The sequence below is a fragment of the Mesorhizobium sp. M0663 genome (assembly GCF_040320585.1).
In the GTDB taxonomy this organism is placed as follows: Bacteria; Pseudomonadota; Alphaproteobacteria; order Rhizobiales; family Rhizobiaceae; genus Mesorhizobium.
Window position 1 is genome coordinate 191,724 of sequence record NZ_JAMYPX010000009.1, and the last position, 20,352, is coordinate 212,075.

General features: G+C 59.2%; 17 protein-coding genes. 8 read left to right on the forward strand and 9 right to left on the reverse strand.

The features are described from left to right. Positions 1–5: 5 nt before the first annotated feature. Positions 6–1,091 carry a PLP-dependent cysteine synthase family protein gene (locus NKI54_RS18475; RefSeq protein ID WP_023678947.1) on the reverse strand — a complete coding sequence of 362 codons (1,086 nt, stop codon included), beginning with the start codon at positions 1,089–1,091 and terminating at the stop codon, positions 6–8. Positions 1,092–1,292: 201 nt separating this feature from the next. Here NKI54_RS18475 and NKI54_RS18480 point away from each other — a divergent pair, with 201 nt between their 5' ends. After that, positions 1,293–3,335, forward strand: a complete 2,043-nt coding sequence (locus NKI54_RS18480) for a transcriptional regulator (RefSeq protein ID WP_352692114.1) — start codon at positions 1,293–1,295, stop codon at positions 3,333–3,335. A gap of 122 nt (positions 3,336–3,457) precedes the next feature. Here the strand turns inward: NKI54_RS18480 and NKI54_RS18485 are convergent, their stop codons facing one another. The 3 genes from NKI54_RS18485 to NKI54_RS18495 are packed head-to-tail and all read right to left on the reverse strand — an operon-like array spanning position 3,458 to position 5,473. Next, positions 3,458–3,787 carry a hypothetical protein gene (locus NKI54_RS18485; RefSeq protein ID WP_352636097.1) on the reverse strand — a complete coding sequence of 110 codons (330 nt, stop codon included), beginning with the start codon at positions 3,785–3,787 and terminating at the stop codon, positions 3,458–3,460. Positions 3,788–3,812: 25 nt separating this feature from the next. Further along, the gene (locus NKI54_RS18490) at positions 3,813–4,505 is read right to left on the reverse strand and encodes a L,D-transpeptidase (protein WP_352636099.1); all 693 of its coding nucleotides are present in this window, start codon (positions 4,503–4,505) and stop codon (positions 3,813–3,815) included. Beyond that, the gene (locus NKI54_RS18495) at positions 4,502–5,473 is read right to left on the reverse strand and encodes an ABC transporter substrate-binding protein (protein WP_352692115.1); all 972 of its coding nucleotides are present in this window, start codon (positions 5,471–5,473) and stop codon (positions 4,502–4,504) included. Before NKI54_RS18495 ends, NKI54_RS18490 begins: the two co-directional genes overlap by 4 nt. 928 nt (positions 5,474–6,401) lie before the next feature. Between NKI54_RS18495 and NKI54_RS18500 the strand changes: the two genes are divergently transcribed. The 7 genes from NKI54_RS18500 (at position 6,402) to NKI54_RS18530 (ending at position 12,271) form a co-directional block, all read left to right on the forward strand. After that, positions 6,402–6,752, forward strand: a complete 351-nt coding sequence (locus tag NKI54_RS18500; protein WP_023678953.1) for a hypothetical protein — start codon at positions 6,402–6,404, stop codon at positions 6,750–6,752. A 37-nt stretch (positions 6,753–6,789) separates the two neighbouring features. Continuing rightward, entirely contained in the window at positions 6,790–7,230 is a 441-nt protein-coding gene (locus NKI54_RS18505) for a hypothetical protein (protein ID WP_031212356.1), read from the forward strand. A 113-nt stretch (positions 7,231–7,343) separates the two neighbouring features. Then, positions 7,344–8,339, forward strand: a complete 996-nt coding sequence (locus NKI54_RS18510; RefSeq protein ID WP_156937405.1) for a PDZ domain-containing protein — start codon at positions 7,344–7,346, stop codon at positions 8,337–8,339. A gap of 39 nt (positions 8,340–8,378) precedes the next feature. Continuing rightward, positions 8,379–10,682, forward strand: coding sequence for a lysozyme inhibitor LprI family protein (locus NKI54_RS18515; RefSeq protein ID WP_352620864.1), 2,304 nt, complete (start codon positions 8,379–8,381; stop codon positions 10,680–10,682). 105 nt (positions 10,683–10,787) lie between these two features. Beyond that, entirely contained in the window at positions 10,788–11,195 is a 408-nt protein-coding gene (locus tag NKI54_RS18520) for a lysozyme inhibitor LprI family protein (protein WP_352570169.1), read from the forward strand. Between the two features lie 180 nt (positions 11,196–11,375). Continuing rightward, complete coding sequence (locus tag NKI54_RS18525; RefSeq protein ID WP_352692116.1) at positions 11,376–11,813, forward strand: hypothetical protein; 438 nt, start codon at positions 11,376–11,378, stop codon at positions 11,811–11,813. An 86-nt stretch (positions 11,814–11,899) separates the two neighbouring features. Continuing rightward, a complete protein-coding gene (locus NKI54_RS18530) occupies positions 11,900–12,271 on the forward strand; it encodes a DUF4087 domain-containing protein (protein WP_352636106.1) in 372 nt (123 codons plus the stop codon). A gap of 411 nt (positions 12,272–12,682) precedes the next feature. Here NKI54_RS18530 and NKI54_RS18535 read toward each other — a convergent pair whose 3' ends face one another. The 5 genes from NKI54_RS18535 to NKI54_RS18555 form a co-directional block, all read right to left on the reverse strand. Further along, positions 12,683–13,426, reverse strand: coding sequence for a M48 family metallopeptidase (locus tag NKI54_RS18535; RefSeq protein WP_352692117.1), 744 nt, complete (start codon positions 13,424–13,426; stop codon positions 12,683–12,685). After that, complete coding sequence (locus NKI54_RS18540; protein WP_352692118.1) at positions 13,413–16,715, reverse strand: type I restriction endonuclease subunit R; 3,303 nt, start codon at positions 16,713–16,715, stop codon at positions 13,413–13,415. Before NKI54_RS18540 ends, NKI54_RS18535 begins: the two co-directional genes overlap by 14 nt. Continuing rightward, complete coding sequence (locus NKI54_RS18545; RefSeq protein WP_352692119.1) at positions 16,712–17,896, reverse strand: restriction endonuclease subunit S; 1,185 nt, start codon at positions 17,894–17,896, stop codon at positions 16,712–16,714. Before NKI54_RS18545 ends, NKI54_RS18540 begins: the two co-directional genes overlap by 4 nt. A gap of 4 nt (positions 17,897–17,900) precedes the next feature. Further along, the gene (locus NKI54_RS18550) at positions 17,901–19,412 is read right to left on the reverse strand and encodes a type I restriction-modification system subunit M (RefSeq protein ID WP_352692120.1); all 1,512 of its coding nucleotides are present in this window, start codon (positions 19,410–19,412) and stop codon (positions 17,901–17,903) included. Between the two features lie 437 nt (positions 19,413–19,849). Next, the gene (locus NKI54_RS18555) at positions 19,850–20,095 is read right to left on the reverse strand and encodes a hypothetical protein (RefSeq protein WP_352692122.1); all 246 of its coding nucleotides are present in this window, start codon (positions 20,093–20,095) and stop codon (positions 19,850–19,852) included. Positions 20,096–20,352 lie beyond the last annotated feature (257 nt).

Here is a 20,352-nt window from a genome sequence, read left to right on the forward strand (position 1 = left end):
CGCCGTCACGCCGGAAACTGGCAGCCGGGCGTCGACTGCGAAAGCGCAGTCTCCTCGGCGTCCATCTCCGCCTCGATGCCGTCGAACAGCGGTGTCGTCATGTAGCGTTCGCCAGTATCGGGCAGCATGCACAGGATCACCGAGCCGGGCGCCGCCTTTTCCGCGATCTGCCGCGCCACCGCGAAGGTCGCTCCGCCGGAGATGCCGGTGAAAATCCCTTCCTTCTGCGCCAGCGCCTTGGCCCATTTCATGCCCTCGGGCCCGGCAATCGGCACCACCTCGTCATAGAGGCTTGCGTCTATCGCCTCCTGCAGCACGTCCGGAATGAAGTCGGGCGTCCAGCCCTGGATCGGATGCGGCTCGAACGCCGGATGGCTGGCGGCAGGCGCGCCGCCGGTGCCGCGCTGCTGCGGCTTGCCGCTGCCGATAAGCTGCGCATTGGCCGGTTCGGCGAGCACGATCCGGGTCTCCGGCCGCTCGCGGCGCAGCACGCGTCCGACGCCGGCGACGGTGCCGCCCGTGCCGTAGCCGGTGACGAAGCAGTCGAGCCGCGAGCCGGCGAAATCGTTGATGATCTCGCGCGCCGTCGTCGCTTCGTGAATGGCGGCGTTGGCCTTGGTTTCGAACTGGCGGGCCAGGAACCAGCCATTGGCTTCGGCGAGCTCCACCGCCTTCTTGTACATGCCGAAACCCTTCTGGGCGCGCGGCGTCAGCACCACCTTGGCGCCCAGCATGCGCATCAGCTTGCGGCGTTCGATGGAAAAACTGTCGGCCATCGTCACCACCAGCGGATAGCCCTTCTGGGCGCAGACCATGGCAAGGCCGATGCCGGTGTTGCCGCTGGTCGCCTCGACCACGGTCTGGCCAGGCTTTAGAGCGCCGCTGAGCTCGCCTTCCTCGATGATGTTGAGCGCCAGCCGGTCCTTCACCGAGGCGGCGGGATTGAAGAACTCGGCCTTCACATAGATCGTGGCATGGTCCGGTCCGAGATTATTGATGCGGATCACCGGCGTATCGCCGACCGTGTCGAGAATGCTGTCGAACAGACGGCCGCGCCCGGCGGTGGTTCTGATTTTCTGTTGATGCAACATGTCGATCTCCTCGCCTTGTCGTTGTCTCTTGTCGTCACGGGCCGGTTACAGACCGGTGGCTTGGGCGGCGAGGTTTCGAGACCTTGCCGCGCTACATTTGCCTCCGGCAATGCCAGCATCCGGAGCGGGAATTCGTTGCCGGATGCACCGTGTCGCGTTTGGTGATAAAACAAAGGCCGACTGGCCAGCGTGGGAGCAGGCGTGGAAACGCTCGTGGAATCCGCCCGATCGAGCCTCCACGGCGAGGTGGCCGGCTTTTCCGTGCGTCTGCTCGGACCGCTGACGATCGCACGCAACGGCATCATCATCCAGCTCCCAAAATCGCGCAAGCTGTGTGCGCTGCTCGCCTATCTGGCGCTGGCGCCGCATCCGGTCGGCCGCAGCCGCCTCTGCGAGCTTTTGTGGGATGTGCCGAACGACCCGCGCGGCGAGCTTCGCTGGTGCCTGAGCAAGCTTAGAGGCATCCTCGATGAACCGCATCATCGCAGGGTCGAGACACCAGGCGACACGATCGCGCTTGATCTGAGAGGTGCTTCCGTCGACGCTGTCGACATAGCCTCGGCCGCCGCCAAGGGCGTTGAGACGCTCGGTCTAGAGCGGCTGCAGGCTCTTTCCGGAATGTTCGCCGGCGACTTTCTCGATGGGCTGGAGATCGACCGCAGCCCGCATTTCAACAGCTGGCTGATCGCCCAGCGCCGCCGCTTCGGCTCTTGGCACGCCGCAATCCTGGAACATCTCGTCAACAAGCTTCCGGTGGATGCCGACAGATTGTCTTCGCATCTGGACAAATGGCTGGAACTCGCTCCGTTCGACGGGCGCGCGCATGTGGCTCTTCTGAAAGGGCTGGCGCAGCGCGGCCAGTTTGACGCCTGCGAGGAACATCTCGCTTCCGCAGCGCAGCTGTTTGCTTCGGAGGATCTGGATTTCGGACCCGTTCGTGAGGCATGGCGCACGATCCGCAACGAACGACCTGCCGCTACGCTCTGGGCGCGACCGTCACTCGTACCCGCGGCCCCTCACGCGTCAATTGTGCTTCCCAATTCCGACACTGCTGCATCGCAGAAGGCTTCGCTTGCGGTGATGCCGTTTGCCGAAGAGACGGCTGACGGCGGCCCACGCGGAGGCATCGCCGATGGCCTGACCCACGATATCATCACCCGCCTGGCCAAGCTCAGGGATTTCTTCGTCATCGCGCGCGGTTCGGTGTTTGCGCTCGCCGAAAAAAACATTGGGCCGGAGGATGCCGGCCGTCGGCTCAATGTCGATTATGTCGCCACCGGCACGGTACGCAGCCAGGCCGGCCGCGTCACCGTCGCGGTCGAGCTGGTCGAAGTGCGCACGGCCAGGATCGTCTGGGCCGAGACGTTCGAGCGCAAGCCGAACGACATCTTTGCCGTGCTCGACGACATCGGCAACAGCATCGTCTCGTCGATCTCGGCCGAGATCGAGACGGTCGAGCGCAACCGCGCCATGTTGAAGGCGCCCAATTCGCTCAACGCCTGGGAAGCCTACCACCGCGGTCTCTGGCACATGTATCGCTTCACCCGCGCGGAAAACGAGCAGGCCCGGCATTTCTTCGACATAGCCTTGAAGCTCGATCCGACGTTCGCCCGCGCCTATGCCGGCCTCTCCTTCACCCATTGGCAAAATGCCTTCCAGCGCTGGGGCGACCGCGACCACGAAAGCGCCCTGGCCTTCGAGGCAGCCGGCCAGAGCCTGCTCGTCGACGATCACAATCCGGCCGCTCACTGGGCCATGGGGCGGGCGCTGTGGCTGCGCGGCGAGCAGGACGGCTCCCTCATCGAGCTGGAACGCGCCGTAGACCTCAGCCCGAATTTCGCGCTCGGCCACTATGCGCTATCTTTCGTCCATTCGCAGTCCGGCGACCCGCAGGCTGCGATCGGCTCATCCGACCATTCCAGGCATCTGAGCCCCTTCGATCCGCTGCTGTTCGGTATGCTGGGCGCCAGGGCGATGTCGCATGTCCGGCTCGGCCAGTTCGACGAAGCCGCCGAATGGGCGCTGAAAGCAGCCGCGCGTCCCAACGCCCACGCCATCATCGTCGCGATTGCCGCGCATTGCCTTGCGCTGGCGGGGCGGCTGGACGAGGCACGAAGTTTCGCCGCTGCGCTGCGCAAGATGCTGCCGAACTACTGCGCCGACGATTTCATCGGCACGTTCCGCTTCGAGCCGGACGCCGAGGCGCTGTTCCGGCAAGGCGCCAAGCGGATCGGGCTGGGGTGAGGCAGGCGCGCGGTTTGCCAGGCTCTCCAAACCGCTCATCGCGGCTGGCCGCCCCAAACATCGTCATGTCTGCAGCCAGGGCGCATCGTCAGGTTGGTTGCGAATTCGTCGACCAGAGCGGATCAGACGGGCTCAACCGATTTGACGTTGCCGTCGGTATCCACGAGGCAGCTTGTCTTCTTGCCACTGGCATCGAGTTCGACCTGATAGGTCTTGGAATCGAGCTTGCTCGATGAAACCGGAAGTATCTTCGTGCTGTCGACATCGCTCGCCTTGGCGACCGCATTGGCGCAAAGCAGTTGAAGGTCCGCCGGGGCAGTCTCGACCTTGGTCCTGGACATCTGGTCCTGAGGAGGCGGCGGCGGCGCGCTGACGCAAGCGCTAACGGCTCCAGCCAGGAATCCGATTGCCGTCACCAGGATCGAAGTTCTCACTGCATCTTTTGCCGACATTGCTTGTCCCTCTCCGAATGCCGCTTCACACACCCTTGTAAAGTGCCGCCCCCTGCATGAGAACGATAACCTTGGCTCCAACCTTGACGCGGGACGCGAGATCGACGATGTCGTCGTTCCTCATACGGATGCACCCCGATGACACGTCGAGCCCGATAGTCCAAGGCTCCGGGGTGCCGTGTATCCGGTAAATCGTGTCCTGGTCGCGCTCATAGAGATAGAGCGCCCTTGCGCCGAGCGGGTTGTCGGGCCCTCCCTCCATGCCTCCGGCGTATTTCACCGCCTTCGGATCGCGAGCGACCATTTCGGCCGGAGGTGTCCAGGTCGGCCACTCCGCCATGCGGCCGACGCGCACGATGCCGGCCCATCCAAACCCTTCCCGGCCCACGCCGATGCCGTAGCGCATGGCCCGCTGATCCGGCTGCACAAGATAGAGGAAGTGCTGGTTGCCATCGATGATGATCGTGCCTGGCACTTCCGCGGTGCGGAATTTGACCATCTGCGGACGAAATGCCTCGGGCACCTCATTATGCGCGGCATAGTATTTGCGCGCCTTGGTGCGATCGTAGTCCACCCATTTGTGGCTTTTCGGGTCGAAAACCTGTGTTCCCGCAGCCAGCGCCGCCACCGCGACAAGACCGAACGCCGCGGCGACGACTGCCGTGAGGGAGCGCCGCCGGACGGTGCCGCGTTCCGCGAACATAGGATTTCCGCTCATGGATTTGCCCACCCGTGCACCCGTGCGCCTTGTGCGGCAACCCATTGTTTGGCGTATTCGTAAGGATCCTGACGCTCTACCTGGAGCGCATAACTCATCTTGGTGATTTCCTCGGGCCTCAGGTCGACCCGTTCCAGGAACGCCACCACCTTCGGATATTTATTGCGCAGCGAGGTGGCGTAGACGATATGGAAATGTGCGGTATCCCATGATACCGGCGCGCTGGACTTCGAGACCCAGAGCGGATCTTCTGACGGCAGCACGATCTTCCACTTTGCCGGGTCGAAGGGCGGCTCGGTAAGGCGGACAATGTCGTGCAGCTCAAAGACGTAGTGCGGCGCGTAGCAGGCAAACACCATCGGATGATCCGTGGCGACGGCGGCATCGACAGCCGCCATTCCGGCATCCTCCGGCGTCTCCAGCAAGGTCATTGTCTTGGCATAGCCATAGCTGTTGGCGCGGACGCGCTCGATAGCGGTCGAGGACCAACCCTCAGCGCCGATCCACAGTTCGCCGCGTCCGTCGCCATCGGTATCCAACGCGGCCGTTTTCTTCGTATCGCTGAGATCCGAAACATCGTGAATTCCAAATTTGTCGGCTGCTTCACGCGTCGCGCAAATGCCTTGCCAGGCCGGCACTCCAATGGGGCTGATGGCCACCGTGCCGGCCCCGTCCACATACTTCTTCACCAGATTGTCCAGATTGGGCAGCCAGATTTCGGGATGAATATCCACCTCACCAGAATTGAGACCGGCAAAGGCAATAAGCGTCCCAATCTCGCGCACGTCGGCATCGAGCCCGAAATTTTCCTTCAGGCTGACCTTGAGGATATTTGCCGTCGCCTGGCCCGACGGCCAGTTCGGCATTGCAATGACGAGATCAGCCGCGTGGACCGGGATGTTTAGCGCCAGCATCGTCAATGCCGCCAGCGACACTTTCCGCAGGCACTGCCGAAATCGGTTGTGCATCTCTTCCCCCTCGCTTCGGTGCTGAAATGAACCGGGACGGGAACAATCTGTCGCGGCAAGCACCGGACCCATCTTCTGACGGGCAACTGCTGAAGCTGCGGCAGTGCGTTCGCCAAAGAGAGCGCCTTCACGTGCCGCCCCTGCACGCTACCCGATGACAATCCGACTGGGAAGATGCTCACAACGCGGCCGCGGCGCCCCACTGTGCCCCTATTTGGCACGCCGCAGCGTTGAAAAGTCGGGCAAAGGGGCGCGTTTCTTTCGGCCCTCGCAACGGTTGGCTGGGTTCGAAAAAATACCACAATAGATCGCGATTAGGGAGATTGTATAAGATGTGGTATCGTCGCGCCTTTTTTGTAGAGCTGGCGCAAAATTCACAACAACATAGAATATTACTTGTACTAGCTCGGCTTAATGAGAACAAAACTAAGGAAGCATTCCTGAATCTTGCTACTGATCACATTTCAGTATCTGCTAAGATAGCTCGTGCTGATTCCGAATTATTAAGCATTTGCAAAATTCAATCCTGCGATATTTGGATTTGTCCTTGTCATAGGCTGCCTCGGATGCATTTCTTGGAAGCACAGCCGCGTCAGCGGATCGTTGAAACATGCTTGGGCGGACGGGGCACTAAGCATGGAGAGGAATATTGACACTCGCTAATGCGGCGGCCCCCGCTGGGAGCGTTCCCTCCCACGTAAGAGATTACGGCAACCGTCGGCTAAGTCGTCGAATGCATCGCCCACAGCCTGGCTCTCGTTTGATGGCCGGCGAAGCTTTGCCCTCCTCCGATTGGCGCCAGCCTTCGCGGCAAAAGCGAGGATCGCCGCCTGCAATGGCCTTCCGATATGGACGATGTCCGCCGCCAGCCAGTCGGAGGAATGAATCATGGAAACTCGTAATCTGTGCGGCCTTGGCCACTGCTTTGATGGCGATCGTCGGTTGTACCACCGACGACTACGATGGTTGTCGCGGAAAGGGCTGCCTGGTTGATCGGTCCCATAAAGGGAGCCGGAAGATAGACGACCGGCCGCAGTTCGAGAGGAACGGCAATCCCAACTTCGATACCAGGGGCCGTTACATCGGCTGCCATGGGCTCGGATGTAAAGTCGACGATCCTGATGACGGGGATCAAAGCATCGACGACAGACCGCAGTACGACAAAGAAGGCAATCCGAACTTCGATACGCAAGGCAACTACCAAGGCTGCCGCGGCATCGGCTGCGAGGTCGATACACCGGACGATGACAATTCATCAGACGACGACGATTCCGATTAATGGCCCCTGCAGCGAACAACGAAGAGGATAGCCACTCATGTCTGAATTGAACGGTCTCATCCGTCGACGTGTCAAAATCGTCATGGTCGGCCTTGCGGGGTTGGGAATGGCGCTGACGTCCGCTTTCGCTGCGAATAACGCCTGTGACGGTATAAAGGTCGAAGTGACGAAGGCGCGCAAGCAGGAATATGCCCCTCTCGTCGTCTCGGCGATGACCAATAAGTTCAAGCCCGCTCAGGCAAAGTTCTTCTCGATCATGGAGAGCGGCAGCTGGAGCGCCGCCTACGTCTCCACGCCGGTGAGCGACGACGGCGTGATGTTCTTCCAGACAGTCGACGGAAAGAAGCAGTTTCGCGACGTGTGGGGCGGCTATGCCGAGCCGTCGGAAAAACCTGAACTGGTATCCTGGGCGAAGAAGCTCGGAGCGCCGCAAGACCTGGCAAAGTGTTTTGCCGAGGAAGTTACGGAACGACGGTGATGATCGCTGGAAATTGCCGCTGACCGTTGGTGCAGGGGGAGAATGATTGGTGAGCGCTCCGGGGCGCCGGGGCTCTGAGATCGACTCCAATCATCAGCTGCAGGATGTGCAAAATGCAAAGTCTTCGAAAATCCAGACTGATCGTGCAGTTCGCCCGTGCATTGGCAACGTCAGTGAAAATGACGGCCGTCGTAAGCGTAACCGTCCCGCAAACGATCAATATTGCGCATGCCAGCAAGTATGATCTGCCGAAACCCTACGTCTCCCGGGCTCTTGATGCGGTTCTGATACCGATCAATCACGCCTCTCGGCACCGCTACCAGATCCCGCCAAAACTTCGCGGGGTGTATGTCCTGGCTGTTGCACCCCATGGCATTGCCGCGCGGCAAGGTATCCGACCGGGTGACGTGCTTGCCACAGTGCGGCATCAACCGATTTCGACGCCGGTTGATGTCGACAGACTCGTTTGGGCCGCCCTTGCCGTGAGTGCCACCAGTTTCCTGTTTGGCGTGAACCGCGGGACAGAAGTCGCAGATGTCGTCGAGGTCAACACCAACATCACCGTCAACAACTTCAACACCAACATCTCGGTCGACAATATTTCGCAATGGACGAGCGTCGACAATCGAGAGGAGTGGACGCAGATCGTCGATGAGTATGACGACGAGATGGAGACGGGCCTCAATGATACGAGCTATCGCGAGGACGACTCGCAGCCTGGCGACGCCAATCCGGACGCAAATGTGTCTTCTCCCGATGCTGACGACGACGATACCAGCACCGATACTGACGACAATAGCCCGGCCGACAGTACCGACGACAACAGTTCCGATCAGGACGATTCGAGCGATCAGAACGACGATGAAAACTCAACGGACGGTGATGATGACAAGAACAGCACCGACACCGACGACGATAGCACGGATGACGATGCGTCGGATGACAGCACTGACAACAATGATTCCGACGATCAGGACGATTCCAGCGATCAGAATGACGATGACGACCCGTCGGCAGATGGTGAAGACGAAAACAGCACCGACAGTAATGACGATGCGTCGGATGACAGTAACGACGCTGACGGATCGGACGATGACGATGCCAACTAGCGGCCGACCGTGCCGGCAGTTCTGGACAGAGGGCAATCGATGAAAACCGTGATACTAAGCGCTGCCATGGTTCTGGGCATGCCGGCTTTCGTATTTGCCCAGGACAAGTGCTACGACGCCGCCAAGGATCAGGCCGGCCCGAACGAGTGCGCCGATGCCGCGTCCAAGAAATCCGACAAGAAGCTCAACGAGCTTTACAGGCAGATCGAAACTCGCCTGAACGACGATGCGGATACCAGGACGCTTCTCGTTCAAGCACAGCGGGATTGGATCAAATTTCGCGACGCGGAGTGCAGTTTCCAGACCGCAGGAGCGGCCGGAGAAAGCGTAATTCCAACGCTCATCGCGGAGTGCATGGACAGCCTGACGCAATCCCGTGTCAAAGATTTCGAGGGTTACCTGAAATGCAGGGAAGGCGATGCGAGCTGCCCCGTTCCGGCAGCGAACACATCACATGCGGTACCTGCCGTGGCCGATGAGAACGGCCAGACCGGCCTTGCCCAGGCTGCCGACCCGATACCTATTCCGTTGCAACATGTTAGGGGCCACGGAAGCGCTGACGTCGTTTATCACAATCTCGGGATTGCGCTGGGCATCAATGGTGCCAAGCCTCGTCTGTTCGAATTCGACACCGGGTCGGATGAATTCAACGCCGAGATCGATTCGAGTGTCCCTGGCGTAGAGCCGGTGCACGGCAGCAAGCCCGAAATGTACGCCTATGGAGACGGCACCTATGGAGATTGGGTACAGCAGGTCCGGTTCGACAGCCTGTCCTATTACGATCCGGATGATCCCTCGCAGCCTGTCGTAACCTTCGACGGTGGCTATGGCGCCGGTCGGGTGGTGGATTACGTCTTCACCAAGGGTTTCGGCTATCTCAAGGATATGAAATTGACGCAAAAGCCCGTTGGCCACCGCGGCGATACGCCGGTCTATGCGGATCTTAATGCGCGCAAGAGCATGCAGAATGGCGAACCCGGTGGTTCGACGACGTTTTACGGTGTCTTTGGAGCCGGCGATTTTCTCGATGAGGGGGACGAGGCCGCCGCTCCCGCCAGTCAGACACAAAGCGGCTATGTGGTCTCGGCCAATGCAAATCTTGGAAAGAAGACGACACCGGGCTGCGCTCCCTGCCTGACGCTGAATTTGTCCCCCAGTCTGAGATCCCAGTTTACGGCCCTGATGCCCTGGGGCGAACTGGATTATGAATTCCGCCAGAGACGATTCCCGCGATCAGGCGCGAACGCATCCAATCACTACGAAGGGTCTTACCATTATACAATTTCTTTTGATCATAAGGGAAAGAAGCAATCGGTTGATTTCAGTGGACCTGTTTTATTGGATACTGGATCGTCGACCTTTCTCGGTATCACCACAGAAGGCTTTTTTAATAAGCTTCGCTCGAAAGGATTTAAGCTTGATGAATATGATTATACGGTAGTCGATTTTAGGATTTTGGGATTTGAAGATAGTTTCAACAACAAGGAATACAGCGATGTCGTTATGGATCGACAAAGCGATGAGGAGGGGGGCAATGGAGTTGTTGTCGGGCTACCCTTCTTCCAGTCAAATTCCGTAATGTATGATCTGGAGAACAAGACGACCGCATATTCACCCTATTTTGTCAGCGCTGCTAACTTTACGACAGACGCGGCTGCCGAGGATCAAGTGCAGCTGAATCGCGCGACCAGCGATGCTGGAAGCAAAGGCTGGCTCGGACTGGCCGGAATAATCTCCGGCGCCGGCGACTTCACGATCGAGAAGGACGCGGACGTGCGCATGACCGGGGCCAATACCTACACCGGCACAACCCATATCGCGGCCGATGGGTATCTTACTCTGGCCGGGCCGGGCAACATCGAGCATTCCTCGCGCGTCATGGTCGACGGTGTGCTCAACATCGATCAGAAAGGAAACTATCTGAAGCCCTGGGGGGTGGCGCACTCCCTGAACGATACGGCCATTCGCAACCTTAGCGGTAAAGGCGAGGTCTATCTGGGTGCGGGCAGACTGATCCTGACAGAAGCCGACGGGCAATTTGATGGAACCATCGCGAACTATGATGACGCCGGCGACAGCGGCGGCCTCGTGGTCGCCGGCGGCAAGCTGACCCTGAGCGGAAAGAACAAATATTCGGGCATAACCGAAGTGGCGTCTGGGGCGGAGTTGCGCGTGACCGGATTGTTGACTGGTGACGTTTCCGTCTCGGGACTGCTTGTCGTTGACGGGGAGGTCTCCGGCAAAGTCACGGTCAAGGAGGGCGGCAGACTGACCGGCTCAGGAAAGGTCGGCAGCGTCACGGTCGCCGAAGGTGGCAAAGCTGATCCAATGAAAACCAGATAATCAGGCCATGGGCACGGCCGACCGTGGCAATGACGGATAGCTGAAGAGAACATAGGGCGGGGCTGAGCAACTTAAGAGCTTGACTGCAACCGGAAAGGGAAATCGATGAAAATAGCGATACTGACTGCTGCCGCGGTTCTGGCTGCGCCGACATTCGCCCTTGCCAAGGACAAGTGCGCCGAGGCCAAGGATCAGGCCACCATGAACCAGTGCTTCGGTGCCGAGTTCCAGAAATCCGACAAGAAGCTCAATGAGCTTTACAAGCAGATCGAAGCCCGCCTGAAGGACGATGCGGATACCAAGAAGCTTCTTGTTCAGGCACAGCGGGATTGGGGCAAGTTTCGCGACGCGGAGTGCAGTTTCCAGACCGCAGGCGCGGCCGGAGGAAGCATGATGCCAATGCTCATCGCGCAGTGCAAGGACGGCCTGACACAATCCCGTGTCAAAGGTTTCGAAGGCTATCTGAAATGCCAGGAAGGTGACATGAGCTGCCCTGTTCCGGCCGCGAACTGACACATGCCACAGCTGATCGGATCACGATGAAGCCGGCGGCGAGCGTGACGTCGCCGCCAGACATGAAAGGATGCGAGGGGCATCATCATTGCGTGAGGGACTTGAGGGAGGTGGATTGTGAAACGCTATGGATCGTCGCTCGCAATGACAATTGCGGCATCTGTACTGTTGGCATGTGCCGTGCCGGCAACAGCCCAGACTGACATGAGCTTCGACGTTAACGTCACGCTTTCCAAGAAAGCAGCCGCCAAGCTCGCGGCTGACAAAGAGAGGATCGTTGTCTTCGCCTCCTATTACGGTGACCCGAAGCGGAGCGCCGAGAAGCATGCCAACGAAGTCGGCCAGATCGATCTCACGCCGCAGGACGAAGAGGTCGAGATAGCGGGCACAGCGGGCCACGCCCACGTCAGCGGCGCAAAGGTCGACGCGAAGCGTCTCGACTGGCTTGCCGGGCCGGCCAAGGTCAACGTCAACATTGCGTCGGCGCGCAAGAGCAGTCCGGACAATCTGCTCAGCTGCGACTTCATCGACGGTTCACTAAGTGATGTCCAAAGGAAGCCTGTGACGCTTCATTGCGGATTGATCGAAGAACATGTGGACACGAAGTTGAAGCCATAAGACTTACAAATCATGCGCCTCGCCACCGGCGCCAACGTACATTACTCGCGGCATGACCTGCTTACTTCAGGGAGGCAAAGATTCTCATGCGCCTGCTGTTCGCTATCTGTTTCGGCCTGGTCATCATGTCCTTGCCTGCGACCGCCCATGCCGAGCGCCGTTGTGGTTGGTACTCCAGCCCGACACCCGGCAACCTCGTCCTGACCGACAGTGACGGGGATTGGTGGATCCAGATGCAGGGACGCCCGGATCCCGAAGGCATCGACAATGTGCCGGCCTTTGACGAGCGGCAATTCGTCGAGACCAATGTACCTGGTTCGGGTCACGGCTACGGATGTGCGTGCATGAACGTCGTAACCAACGCCAAGCAACAGAAGATCACCAGAGTGATCTCGGGCCAAGTCCTTCCGCTGCTGCGCTGCCGCAATGACAGATCACTGCCTAACCCGGACGGATAATTGTTAGATATCTTGTGGATGCCATGGCTGACGGTAGGGCAGCCTAGAGCATTGGATCAAGAAAAAGCCCGGCAAACCGGGCTTTTTCTTGGGTCTCTGAAACCGCATCAATCGGTTCGAAACGGGAATTTGGTGCCCAGAAGAGGACTCGGACCTCTAAATCTGGTGGCACCGTAACCTGCTGATTTTGCTAGTCAACTTAGCCACAGTTATTGACTCGACTACCACAAATCCTGGCATAGTCAAAGGCCACACCTCTAATGGTCCTGAGGACCTGTCAATCTTCCGATCCGGTCGTCGTATCACGAAGTCGCCCTGTGTCACCGAGTCGGATGGGTTATGGAAACCCGTGGTCAAACGACGTACCCTCTCAGAGCACTGCGTCTTAGTGCGCATGACAGAGTTTCACTATCATTCGTTCAAGATAATCTCGGCGCTGTGGTCTAGGCGGGACTTGATGGCCTCCCAGCCTGGCATGGAGCGTGTGAGGAGACGGAAGAACTCGGGGCTGTGATTGTGTTCCCTCAGGTGACAAAGCTCGTGGGTGATGACGTAGTCAACCGCCTCGCGTGGAGCCTTGACCAGGAACGGATTGAGCGTAACCGAGCCGCCCGTCGCGCAACTACCCCATTGCCGCTTCATGTCGAGCAACCGGAAAGACGGCGGCTCCTGGACCCAGGGCAGCGCCTTTGAGATCGCCTCGATGCGGCCGGCGAAGTAGTCCCGCGCCTTGACGCGATACCAGGCCCGTAGGCGAGCCCGAAGCGCCGCCTTGTCGGTGTTGTCCGTCGCGACGATGAGGAGGCCACGCTTCAGCTTGATGGACCGCTCTGCCTTGGGCACTTGCATCACCTTCAGGACATGGCGGCGGCCGAGATAGAGCGCCTGCTCGCCGCTGACATATTGCCGTGGCAGCACATGTTCGAAGCGTTTCCTGGCCTCGGTGACATGCCGGACAACCCAGCGGGCGCGTTTCATCACGGCCTTGCGGATGGCTTCCTCGCTAGCGTCCTCGGGAGCCTCCACCTCGACGGCACCGTCGGGATGGACATGGATGGCAATGCGCTCGCGCCGGGCTGGGTTGATCCGCACGACATAGGCGATGTTCTGGTCGCCATAGCGCAGCGTCGACAGGTTGCGCTCAGAGAGTGCCACGGGAAGCCCCCAGGCGAACGATTTCGACGATGCGGTCCACCAGCGCCTGGGCTTTGTCCAGCCCTCCCAGCGCCTTGAAATAGCGCGGCAGGAGACGGTTCCTGATGTCGGCCTCGATGTTGGCCGGATTGATCGAGAACGTCGCCACTGCGTTGCTCACGATCGCGTCGATATGGAAGGCCTCGGAGACAAGCCAGTCCTCGCCACGATCCCGCGCGGCCACTTCGCCCAGGACGATTGGGAACAAACCGAAATAGGCCTGCGCATACAGATTGTCCGGGAAGCGGTCGGGGGCGTGCGGATTGGCCCGCATCCTTGCCTTTTCCTCCAGGTCCTTGAACAGGATGTATTGCTTGTGCGGGTGATTGAAAAGCGATTCCGCCTCCTTGATCGCCTGGCGCAGTAGGTCGGAAAAGACCGCCTGGGCATAGGGGTCGTCGGCCAACGTCTGTTCGATGGTTTTGGTCAGCCGGGTCTTGATGACATCGGTCTCGGCGCGGGCCTTATCGTCGCTCCAGGCGGAGGCGTCATAGCCGGCCTGCTTGTTGTCCGTGAAGCCGGTGAGGTCGATGACGCCTTCCGACTCCTTGATCTCGACGCCGACCACCTGCTTGTCGACCAGTTTGCGTATCTGCTCTTCGTAGGCCGAAAAGTCGACGGTCTCCATGGCATCCTGCTTGGCCTGGATGCGCAGCTCGGTGAAGAATTTCAAGTCCTTCTTGTAGCCCGCAATCGTCGCCTCGCTGAAGGAGCCGTCCTCGAAGAAGGCGCGTGAAGAAAGGGCGAGCTTCAGGCACATGCCGAACTCGGTCAGCGCGGCATAGAAATCCTCGCGCACTTTCTGATTGCGATCGTAGCTTGCGCCGTCTTCGCCAAGGACCGAATTCGGGGTCAACACAAGGCGGAACTGCTCGCGATCGCCCTTGTTCTTGACGCTGCCGAAGATTGCCCACATCGAGGCATGGAGGCCCGGCAGGCGCTTGTACTCGGTCGCAACGCTGGCGAAGGTCCCTTCGATATCCTCGATGTCGTAGCCGCTTTGGGTGCGCTCGGCGAGGTCCTGGTAGTCCTTCAGCGAGGTATCGAGTTCCGTCAGGATGCCCCGATAATCGATGAGAAAGCCGAATTGCTTGGCCTCGTGAAGACGGTTCACCCGTGCGATGGCCTGGAGCAGATTGTGCTCCTTGAGATATTTGTCGATATAGAGCACCGCGTTGCGCGGCTCGTCGAAGCCGGTCAGTAGCTTGTCGACGACGATGAGGATGTCCGGCCGGCCGGGCGTGGCGAAATCCTCGATGACGCGACGCTCGTATCCTTCCGCATCGTTGCCGACATTGGCCGCCCACCATTTCTGGACTTCCGGGGTCTTCGCCTCGTCGGTGTCCTCATGGCCTTCGCGGGTGTCGGGTGGCGAGATGATGACGGCGCTGGTGACGAGACTCGTGGCGTCGAGTGCCTGCTTGTAGCGGATGGCGGAAAGCTTGCTATCGGTCGCCAGCTGCGCCTTGAGCCCGGTGCCAAGCTCCTTGAAGTTCTGCGAGAAGTGCGTGGCGATATCCCAGGCGATTAGGTCGATACGGTTGCCGGCGCGGTAGACGCTGCCCCGGGTGGCGAACTTCTTCTTCAGATCGGATTGCTGCTGATCGGAAAGCCCCGTGGTGATCTTGTCGAACCATTTGTCGATCGCCTCGGCATTCACGTCGACAACCGGTCGGCGCTCCTCGTAGAGCAGCGGGGTGACCGTCCCATCCTCCACCGCCCGCTGCATCGTATAGGCGTGGAGGATCGGCCCAAACTTGTTCTGCGTCTTGTCGTTTTTCAGCAGCGGCGTTCCGGTGAAGGCTATGAAGGCGGCGTTGGGAAGTGCCTTGCGCATCCGCTCATGGTTCTCGCCCCCATGGCTGCGGTGCCCCTCATCGACCAGCACGATGAGGTCTTCGGATGCGTTGTGGCATTCCTTGAAGCGTGTCGCCGAATTGAACTTTTGCAGCAGCGTGAACATGATGCGTTCGGTACCAGAGCCGATGCGCTGCGCTAAGTCGCGACCTGACGACGCCTTGGCGTTCTCACCCTCCTTCTTCGTCGCCACCGCAGAGCCGAAAGCACCGCCCGCCATGAAGGTGGTCGACAGCTGTCGCTCCAGGTCGACCCGGTCGGTGATGACGATGATGCGGCAGCGGGCAAGGGAGTCGTGGATCAGGAGCGCCTTGAGCAGAAAGACCATGGTGAAGGACTTTCCGGAGCCGGTGGTGTGCCAGATGACGCCGCCCTCGCGCCCGCCGTCACGGTTGCGCTTCTCCATCCGCGCCAGCATCGACTTAATGCCGAAGACCTGGGGATAGCGGGCGGCGATCTTGCCAAGCTTGCGGTCGAAAAGGAGGAAGTAGCGGACGTACTCCAGCAGGCGATCGGGCCGCAACAGGGAGATTATGAGCCGATCTTGCCCCGTCGTAGTGACGGGTTTCGACCAGAGGCCATCGAAAAAGGCGCGAACATGGGGCAGGCGCTCGGCGAAGAGGGCGGAATGCTGCGTTGGCGGCAGCCTAGTATTGACCATCGCGTCAATGTCTGCGGCGGGAATCTCCTCCTCGCGCCACATGGACCAGAATTTAGCCGGGGTCTCGGTCGTGGCGTATTTGCCGTCCTGCCCGGAGATGGAGAGGAGGAGCTGGGCATAGGCATAAAGCGCCGGGACGCCTTCCGGCTTCTGGTTGCGAAGATGCTGCGAAACGCCCTCGGCCAGCATCAGCTTTTCGGCATGGCTTCCGGTCGGGCGCTTGGCCTCGATGACGGCCAGGGGGACGCCGTTGACATAGAGCGCGATGTCGGGCCGGAAGCGGCCATGCCCGCCCTCCCGTTCGACGGAAAGCTCCTCGGTGACGTGGAGGCGATTGCTGGCAGGGTCCGCGAAGTTGACCAGCGGCACGGTGACGGAATGCCTGTGTCCGTCCGGCATGAATTCGGAGACTGTGACGCCAAGGGCGAGATGTTTCCAGACCCGCTCATTGGCAGGCGTCAGGCCCTCGTTGAGACCGGTGTCATTCAGCGCCTTCAACACCTGGGCGATGCCGCTGGCGGAGAGCGCATGGCTCGCGCCGCGATAGGCGAAGCGCCAGGCGGCAAGATGATCGTGCAGCACGGCTTCCAGCAATACCGCCCGTTCGCTGCCGCGCATGCTCAGGCAGTTGGCCGGCGACAAATAGGACCAGCCGAGTTTCATGAACAGGGCGAGCGCCGGGACCTTCGCCTGGGTTTCCTCGTCGGTCGTTGGGCGCCCGGGGACGTTCACACCATGACCTGCCGCTTACCTGTGAGAAGCTGTTGCATGAGGGCGAATTTTTCTAACCGAAGACGTGAAAGACCGGCCGAAATGGCCTCGATTTCCTTTGTGGCCGCACCAAGCACATTGTTGATCGTATGTTGCTCATCGGGGGTTGGGACAGGCACCTTGATGATTGAGAATGCTTTCCAGCGGAGACTTCCCCGTCGGTCGACCGAGGCATTGGTCGCCGCCGCAAATAACTGCCTGTAGTGGTCTGTCTTCAGCACGCGGAACAGGAAGGTTGAATCCATTTCTGATGCTGTCTCGAACACCGTGTAGATCGGGCTCACCAAGGCGATCTCATGAAGGTTTTGCAGTCCGATCGAGCCTTCCTCAACATGGTTGGCCGGATAGCCGATCTGTCCTCTCCGGATTAACTTGTAGCCAGTGAGGTCGTCGCTGAAGACCTGTTTTTTAAAGTATTCAAGGGAGTTAACAAAGCCGAGAGTCTTCGAACAGGAAACCACTGGAAACTCGTCCCCATCCCTGTTGCGATCGGAGACTTCTTTCGCGACAGAAGCAATTGGAGCCATCCTCCAGGCTTTTCCTTCGAACCCCTTTAGCCGTCGCTTGCCGGTGAGCAATTGCTGCATGAGGGCCAGCTTCTGGGCCTCGGCGTTGGCGAGCAGCTTCTCGGTGGTACCGATGGCTACGTCCCACGTCGACAGGATTTCGGCGATCTTCTTCTGCTCGGGGAGCGGGGGGAGCCATATTTTTGATCGACGAATATTGGCCATGCTGAGGGCTGGTTGCCCTGTTGAGCCAGCAAATGACCAGAGCTTGGATTGATAGATCGGACCGAGCATGAACTGTAGTAGATAATCGGCCAGCAAATCTCTCGATGGTCTGATAAGCGCGACGTTAGGAGCGAGATGAAACCGGTTATCCTCATTAATCTTTGCGAGATTACCGAGCTTTGATCCTACATACCCCAATACTATATCGCCGCTCCGTAGCTTAGATCGTGGCAACGCGTCAGACACTTCGATACGCATGGTTTGCACATCCGAGAGGTCTAAACGCCCGTCTCTAATGTTCATGCTTCGCAGCGCTATAATCTCCCCTCCAACGCTGTAGTCAAAATGATTGGTGTATTCGAAACCTGCAAGCTTCGTTATGTGTGCGTGATTGCCAAGCTCCACGTTCATTGTGCTATTTATATCCGAGATCGCTTAAGTAATTTTTCATCCTAGCCTCAAGTTCGGCCATCTCGCTGCTCAATTTCAGACGCTCCGTCCGCACCGCCATCAGGTCGATCTCCTCCGCCTCCTCGAAGGTATCGACATAGCGTGGAATGTTGAGGTTGAAGTCGTTGTCGGCAATCTCCTTGGCGGTAGCCAGATGGGCGTATTTGCCGACCGAGACACGATCGTCGAATGCGGCGAATATTTTCAGAATCTGCTCTTCGCCCAGACGGTTCTGATTGGTGCTTTCCTCGTATTCTCGTGAGGCATCGATGAACAGCACGGTGTCGTCAGGCTTCTTCTTGCGGAAAACAAGGATGGCGGCGGGAATGCCGGTGCCGAAGAACAGCTTTTCGGGCAGGCCGATCACTGTATCCAGAAGGTTCTCCTCGATCAGCCTGCGGCGGATTTCACCTTCGCTCGAACCCCGGAAGAGGACGCCGTTCGGCACGACGACTGCCATGCGCCCGGTGCGCGGCTTCATGGTCTCGATCATGTGCAGGATAAAGGCATAGTCGCCCTTGGTCTTCGGCGGCAGACCCCGGCGGAAGCGGCCAAAGCGGTCGGCTGCGGCTTTTTCAGATCCCCATTTGTCGAGGCTGAAGGGCGGATTGGCGACCACGATATCGAAATGGCGCAACTGGTCTTCCGCCGTGCGCAGCTTGGGGTTGCCGATGGTGTCGCCCCATTCGATCTGGTGATTGGTCTCACCATGCAGGAACATGTTCATCTTGGCCAGCGCCCAGGTCGAGCCGATCGCCTCCTGGCCGTATAGAGCGTATTTCCTAGAGCCGGTGTGCCGGGTGATCTCCTGGCCACATTTCATCAGCAGCGACCCGGACCCGCATGTCGGATCGCAGATGTCATCGCCTTCCTGGGGTTCGATCAGTCGGGCCATCAGGGTGGAGACTTCGGCAGGGGTGTAGAACTCGCCCGCCTTCTTGCCGGCAGACGCCGCAAAGCGGGAGATGAGATATTCGTAAGCGCCGCCGATGATGTCGAGACTGCCGACTCGGCTCGGCCTCAGGTCCAGACTATCTTTGGCGAAATCCTCCAGCAGCATTCGCAAGATGTCGTTCTTCTGCTCCTCATCGCCCAGCTTGTTGGCGTTGAAGGAAATGTCCTGGAACACATCGCGCAGCTTGTTGCCATTCGCCTCCTCGATCGCATGAAGGGCCTTGTCGATGCGCTCGCCATTGCCGGCCTTGTGACGGTCTCGGTGGAGATCATAGAAGCTCGCGCCCCTGGGCAGCACGAACTGCTCGTTCTTCATCAGCGCTTCGATGAGATCCGGATGGTCGCCGTGTTCCTTGCTGTAGGCCTCGTAGTGATCCTTCCAGACATCGGAGATGTATTTCAGGAACAGCATGGTCAGCACGTAGTCCTTGTAGACCGACGCGTCGACCGTGCCCCTAAAGGTGTCGCAGGCAGCCCACGCCGCCTTGTTGATTTCCGCCTGTGTGATTTTCCCCGCTGCCATGCCCGCTCCGACTGAATGATTTTTGGGGCAATAGACTCGATCGGAACAGCGAAGGCAACGGCGAATTCCGAGCCAACGCCGGCACTGGCAGCAGACGCAATCGCCAGGCTATTTGAGCCATAGCTTCGGCGGTCGACCTCAAAGGAGTTCAGATTTCAAGACTGAGACAGCGCCTTGAGACACAAGCGTTCACAGCCGTGCGCCTGCGTTCAGTCCTGTGACCACAAACCCTCCACCAGTCCGCATGTCGGCCAATCGCCGGCAAGCCATCCTCCGGCGCGTCGCCGCCACAACATCGCGCCGTGCTGCCTTTGCGGCGAGCCGATCCACCGCCGCTGCTGATTATCGAACACCACACGTCCAATTTACCCACGACATGCGTTCCTTAAGAGATACCCACGAACATCGGGCAAAAGCCGAGAGCGGTGTCCCTAGCCTTATTCGTCCCTCCAGACCACACGCCGCTCCCATCTGATCTCGACCAGGCGCCGGAAACGGATGGTCTCCAATTCCTGCCCGACGGGATGGAACAGTTCCGCCCGCATCGATTCCTTGCGTCCGCACTTTTCGCAACGGACTTTTGCCCGCACCTGGTCAATGGTGACGTTGCCCATCACTTCCCGAAGTTCGAGCGGTTTATAGAAGCGCTTGATGTTGCAGAGGCCACAGGTAAGGCGGGCCACCTGCCCCGCGTTGTGGGCATGCATTAACGTCCATGGCGCGCCTCTCGGCCACTTTTCGGGTTGTTCTGGCATACACAGAAAAGAGGAACATATTCCTCTCAGGTCAAGAGGCTCTTGACTCTCTCGTTCTCTTTTTGTTCACTCGCAGCAAAAATGGCCTTTATCAACCAAAGACAGCAATAGGCTTGTGATCATGGCCTTCCCATGCGATTCTTGGACGTGATCTGGAGGGGATGAGAATGCCTGAAACGATGCTC

Excerpts from the sequence above, each read along its gene's own strand:
- NKI54_RS18515 (WP_352620864.1), top strand. The coding sequence starts at position 8,379 with ATGAAAACCGTGATACTAAGCGCTGCCATGGTTCTGGGCATGCCGGCT.
- NKI54_RS18485 (WP_352636097.1), bottom strand. The coding sequence starts at position 3,787 with ATGTCGGCAAAAGATGCAGTGAGAACTTCGATCCTGGTGACGGCAATC.
- NKI54_RS18520 (WP_352570169.1), top strand. The coding sequence starts at position 10,788 with ATGAAAATAGCGATACTGACTGCTGCCGCGGTTCTGGCTGCGCCGACA.
- NKI54_RS18505 (WP_031212356.1), top strand. The coding sequence starts at position 6,790 with ATGTCTGAATTGAACGGTCTCATCCGTCGACGTGTCAAAATCGTCATG.
- NKI54_RS18550 (WP_352692120.1), bottom strand. The coding sequence starts at position 19,412 with ATGGCAGCGGGGAAAATCACACAGGCGGAAATCAACAAGGCGGCGTGG.
- NKI54_RS18490 (WP_352636099.1), bottom strand. The coding sequence starts at position 4,505 with ATGAGCGGAAATCCTATGTTCGCGGAACGCGGCACCGTCCGGCGGCGC.
- NKI54_RS18500 (WP_023678953.1), top strand. The coding sequence starts at position 6,402 with ATGGCGATCGTCGGTTGTACCACCGACGACTACGATGGTTGTCGCGGA.
- NKI54_RS18495 (WP_352692115.1), bottom strand. The coding sequence starts at position 5,473 with ATGCACAACCGATTTCGGCAGTGCCTGCGGAAAGTGTCGCTGGCGGCA.
- NKI54_RS18475 (WP_023678947.1), bottom strand. The coding sequence starts at position 1,091 with ATGTTGCATCAACAGAAAATCAGAACCACCGCCGGGCGCGGCCGTCTG.
- NKI54_RS18510 (WP_156937405.1), top strand. The coding sequence starts at position 7,344 with ATGCAAAGTCTTCGAAAATCCAGACTGATCGTGCAGTTCGCCCGTGCA.
- NKI54_RS18545 (WP_352692119.1), bottom strand. The coding sequence starts at position 17,896 with ATGAACGTGGAGCTTGGCAATCACGCACACATAACGAAGCTTGCAGGT.
- NKI54_RS18530 (WP_352636106.1), top strand. The coding sequence starts at position 11,900 with ATGCGCCTGCTGTTCGCTATCTGTTTCGGCCTGGTCATCATGTCCTTG.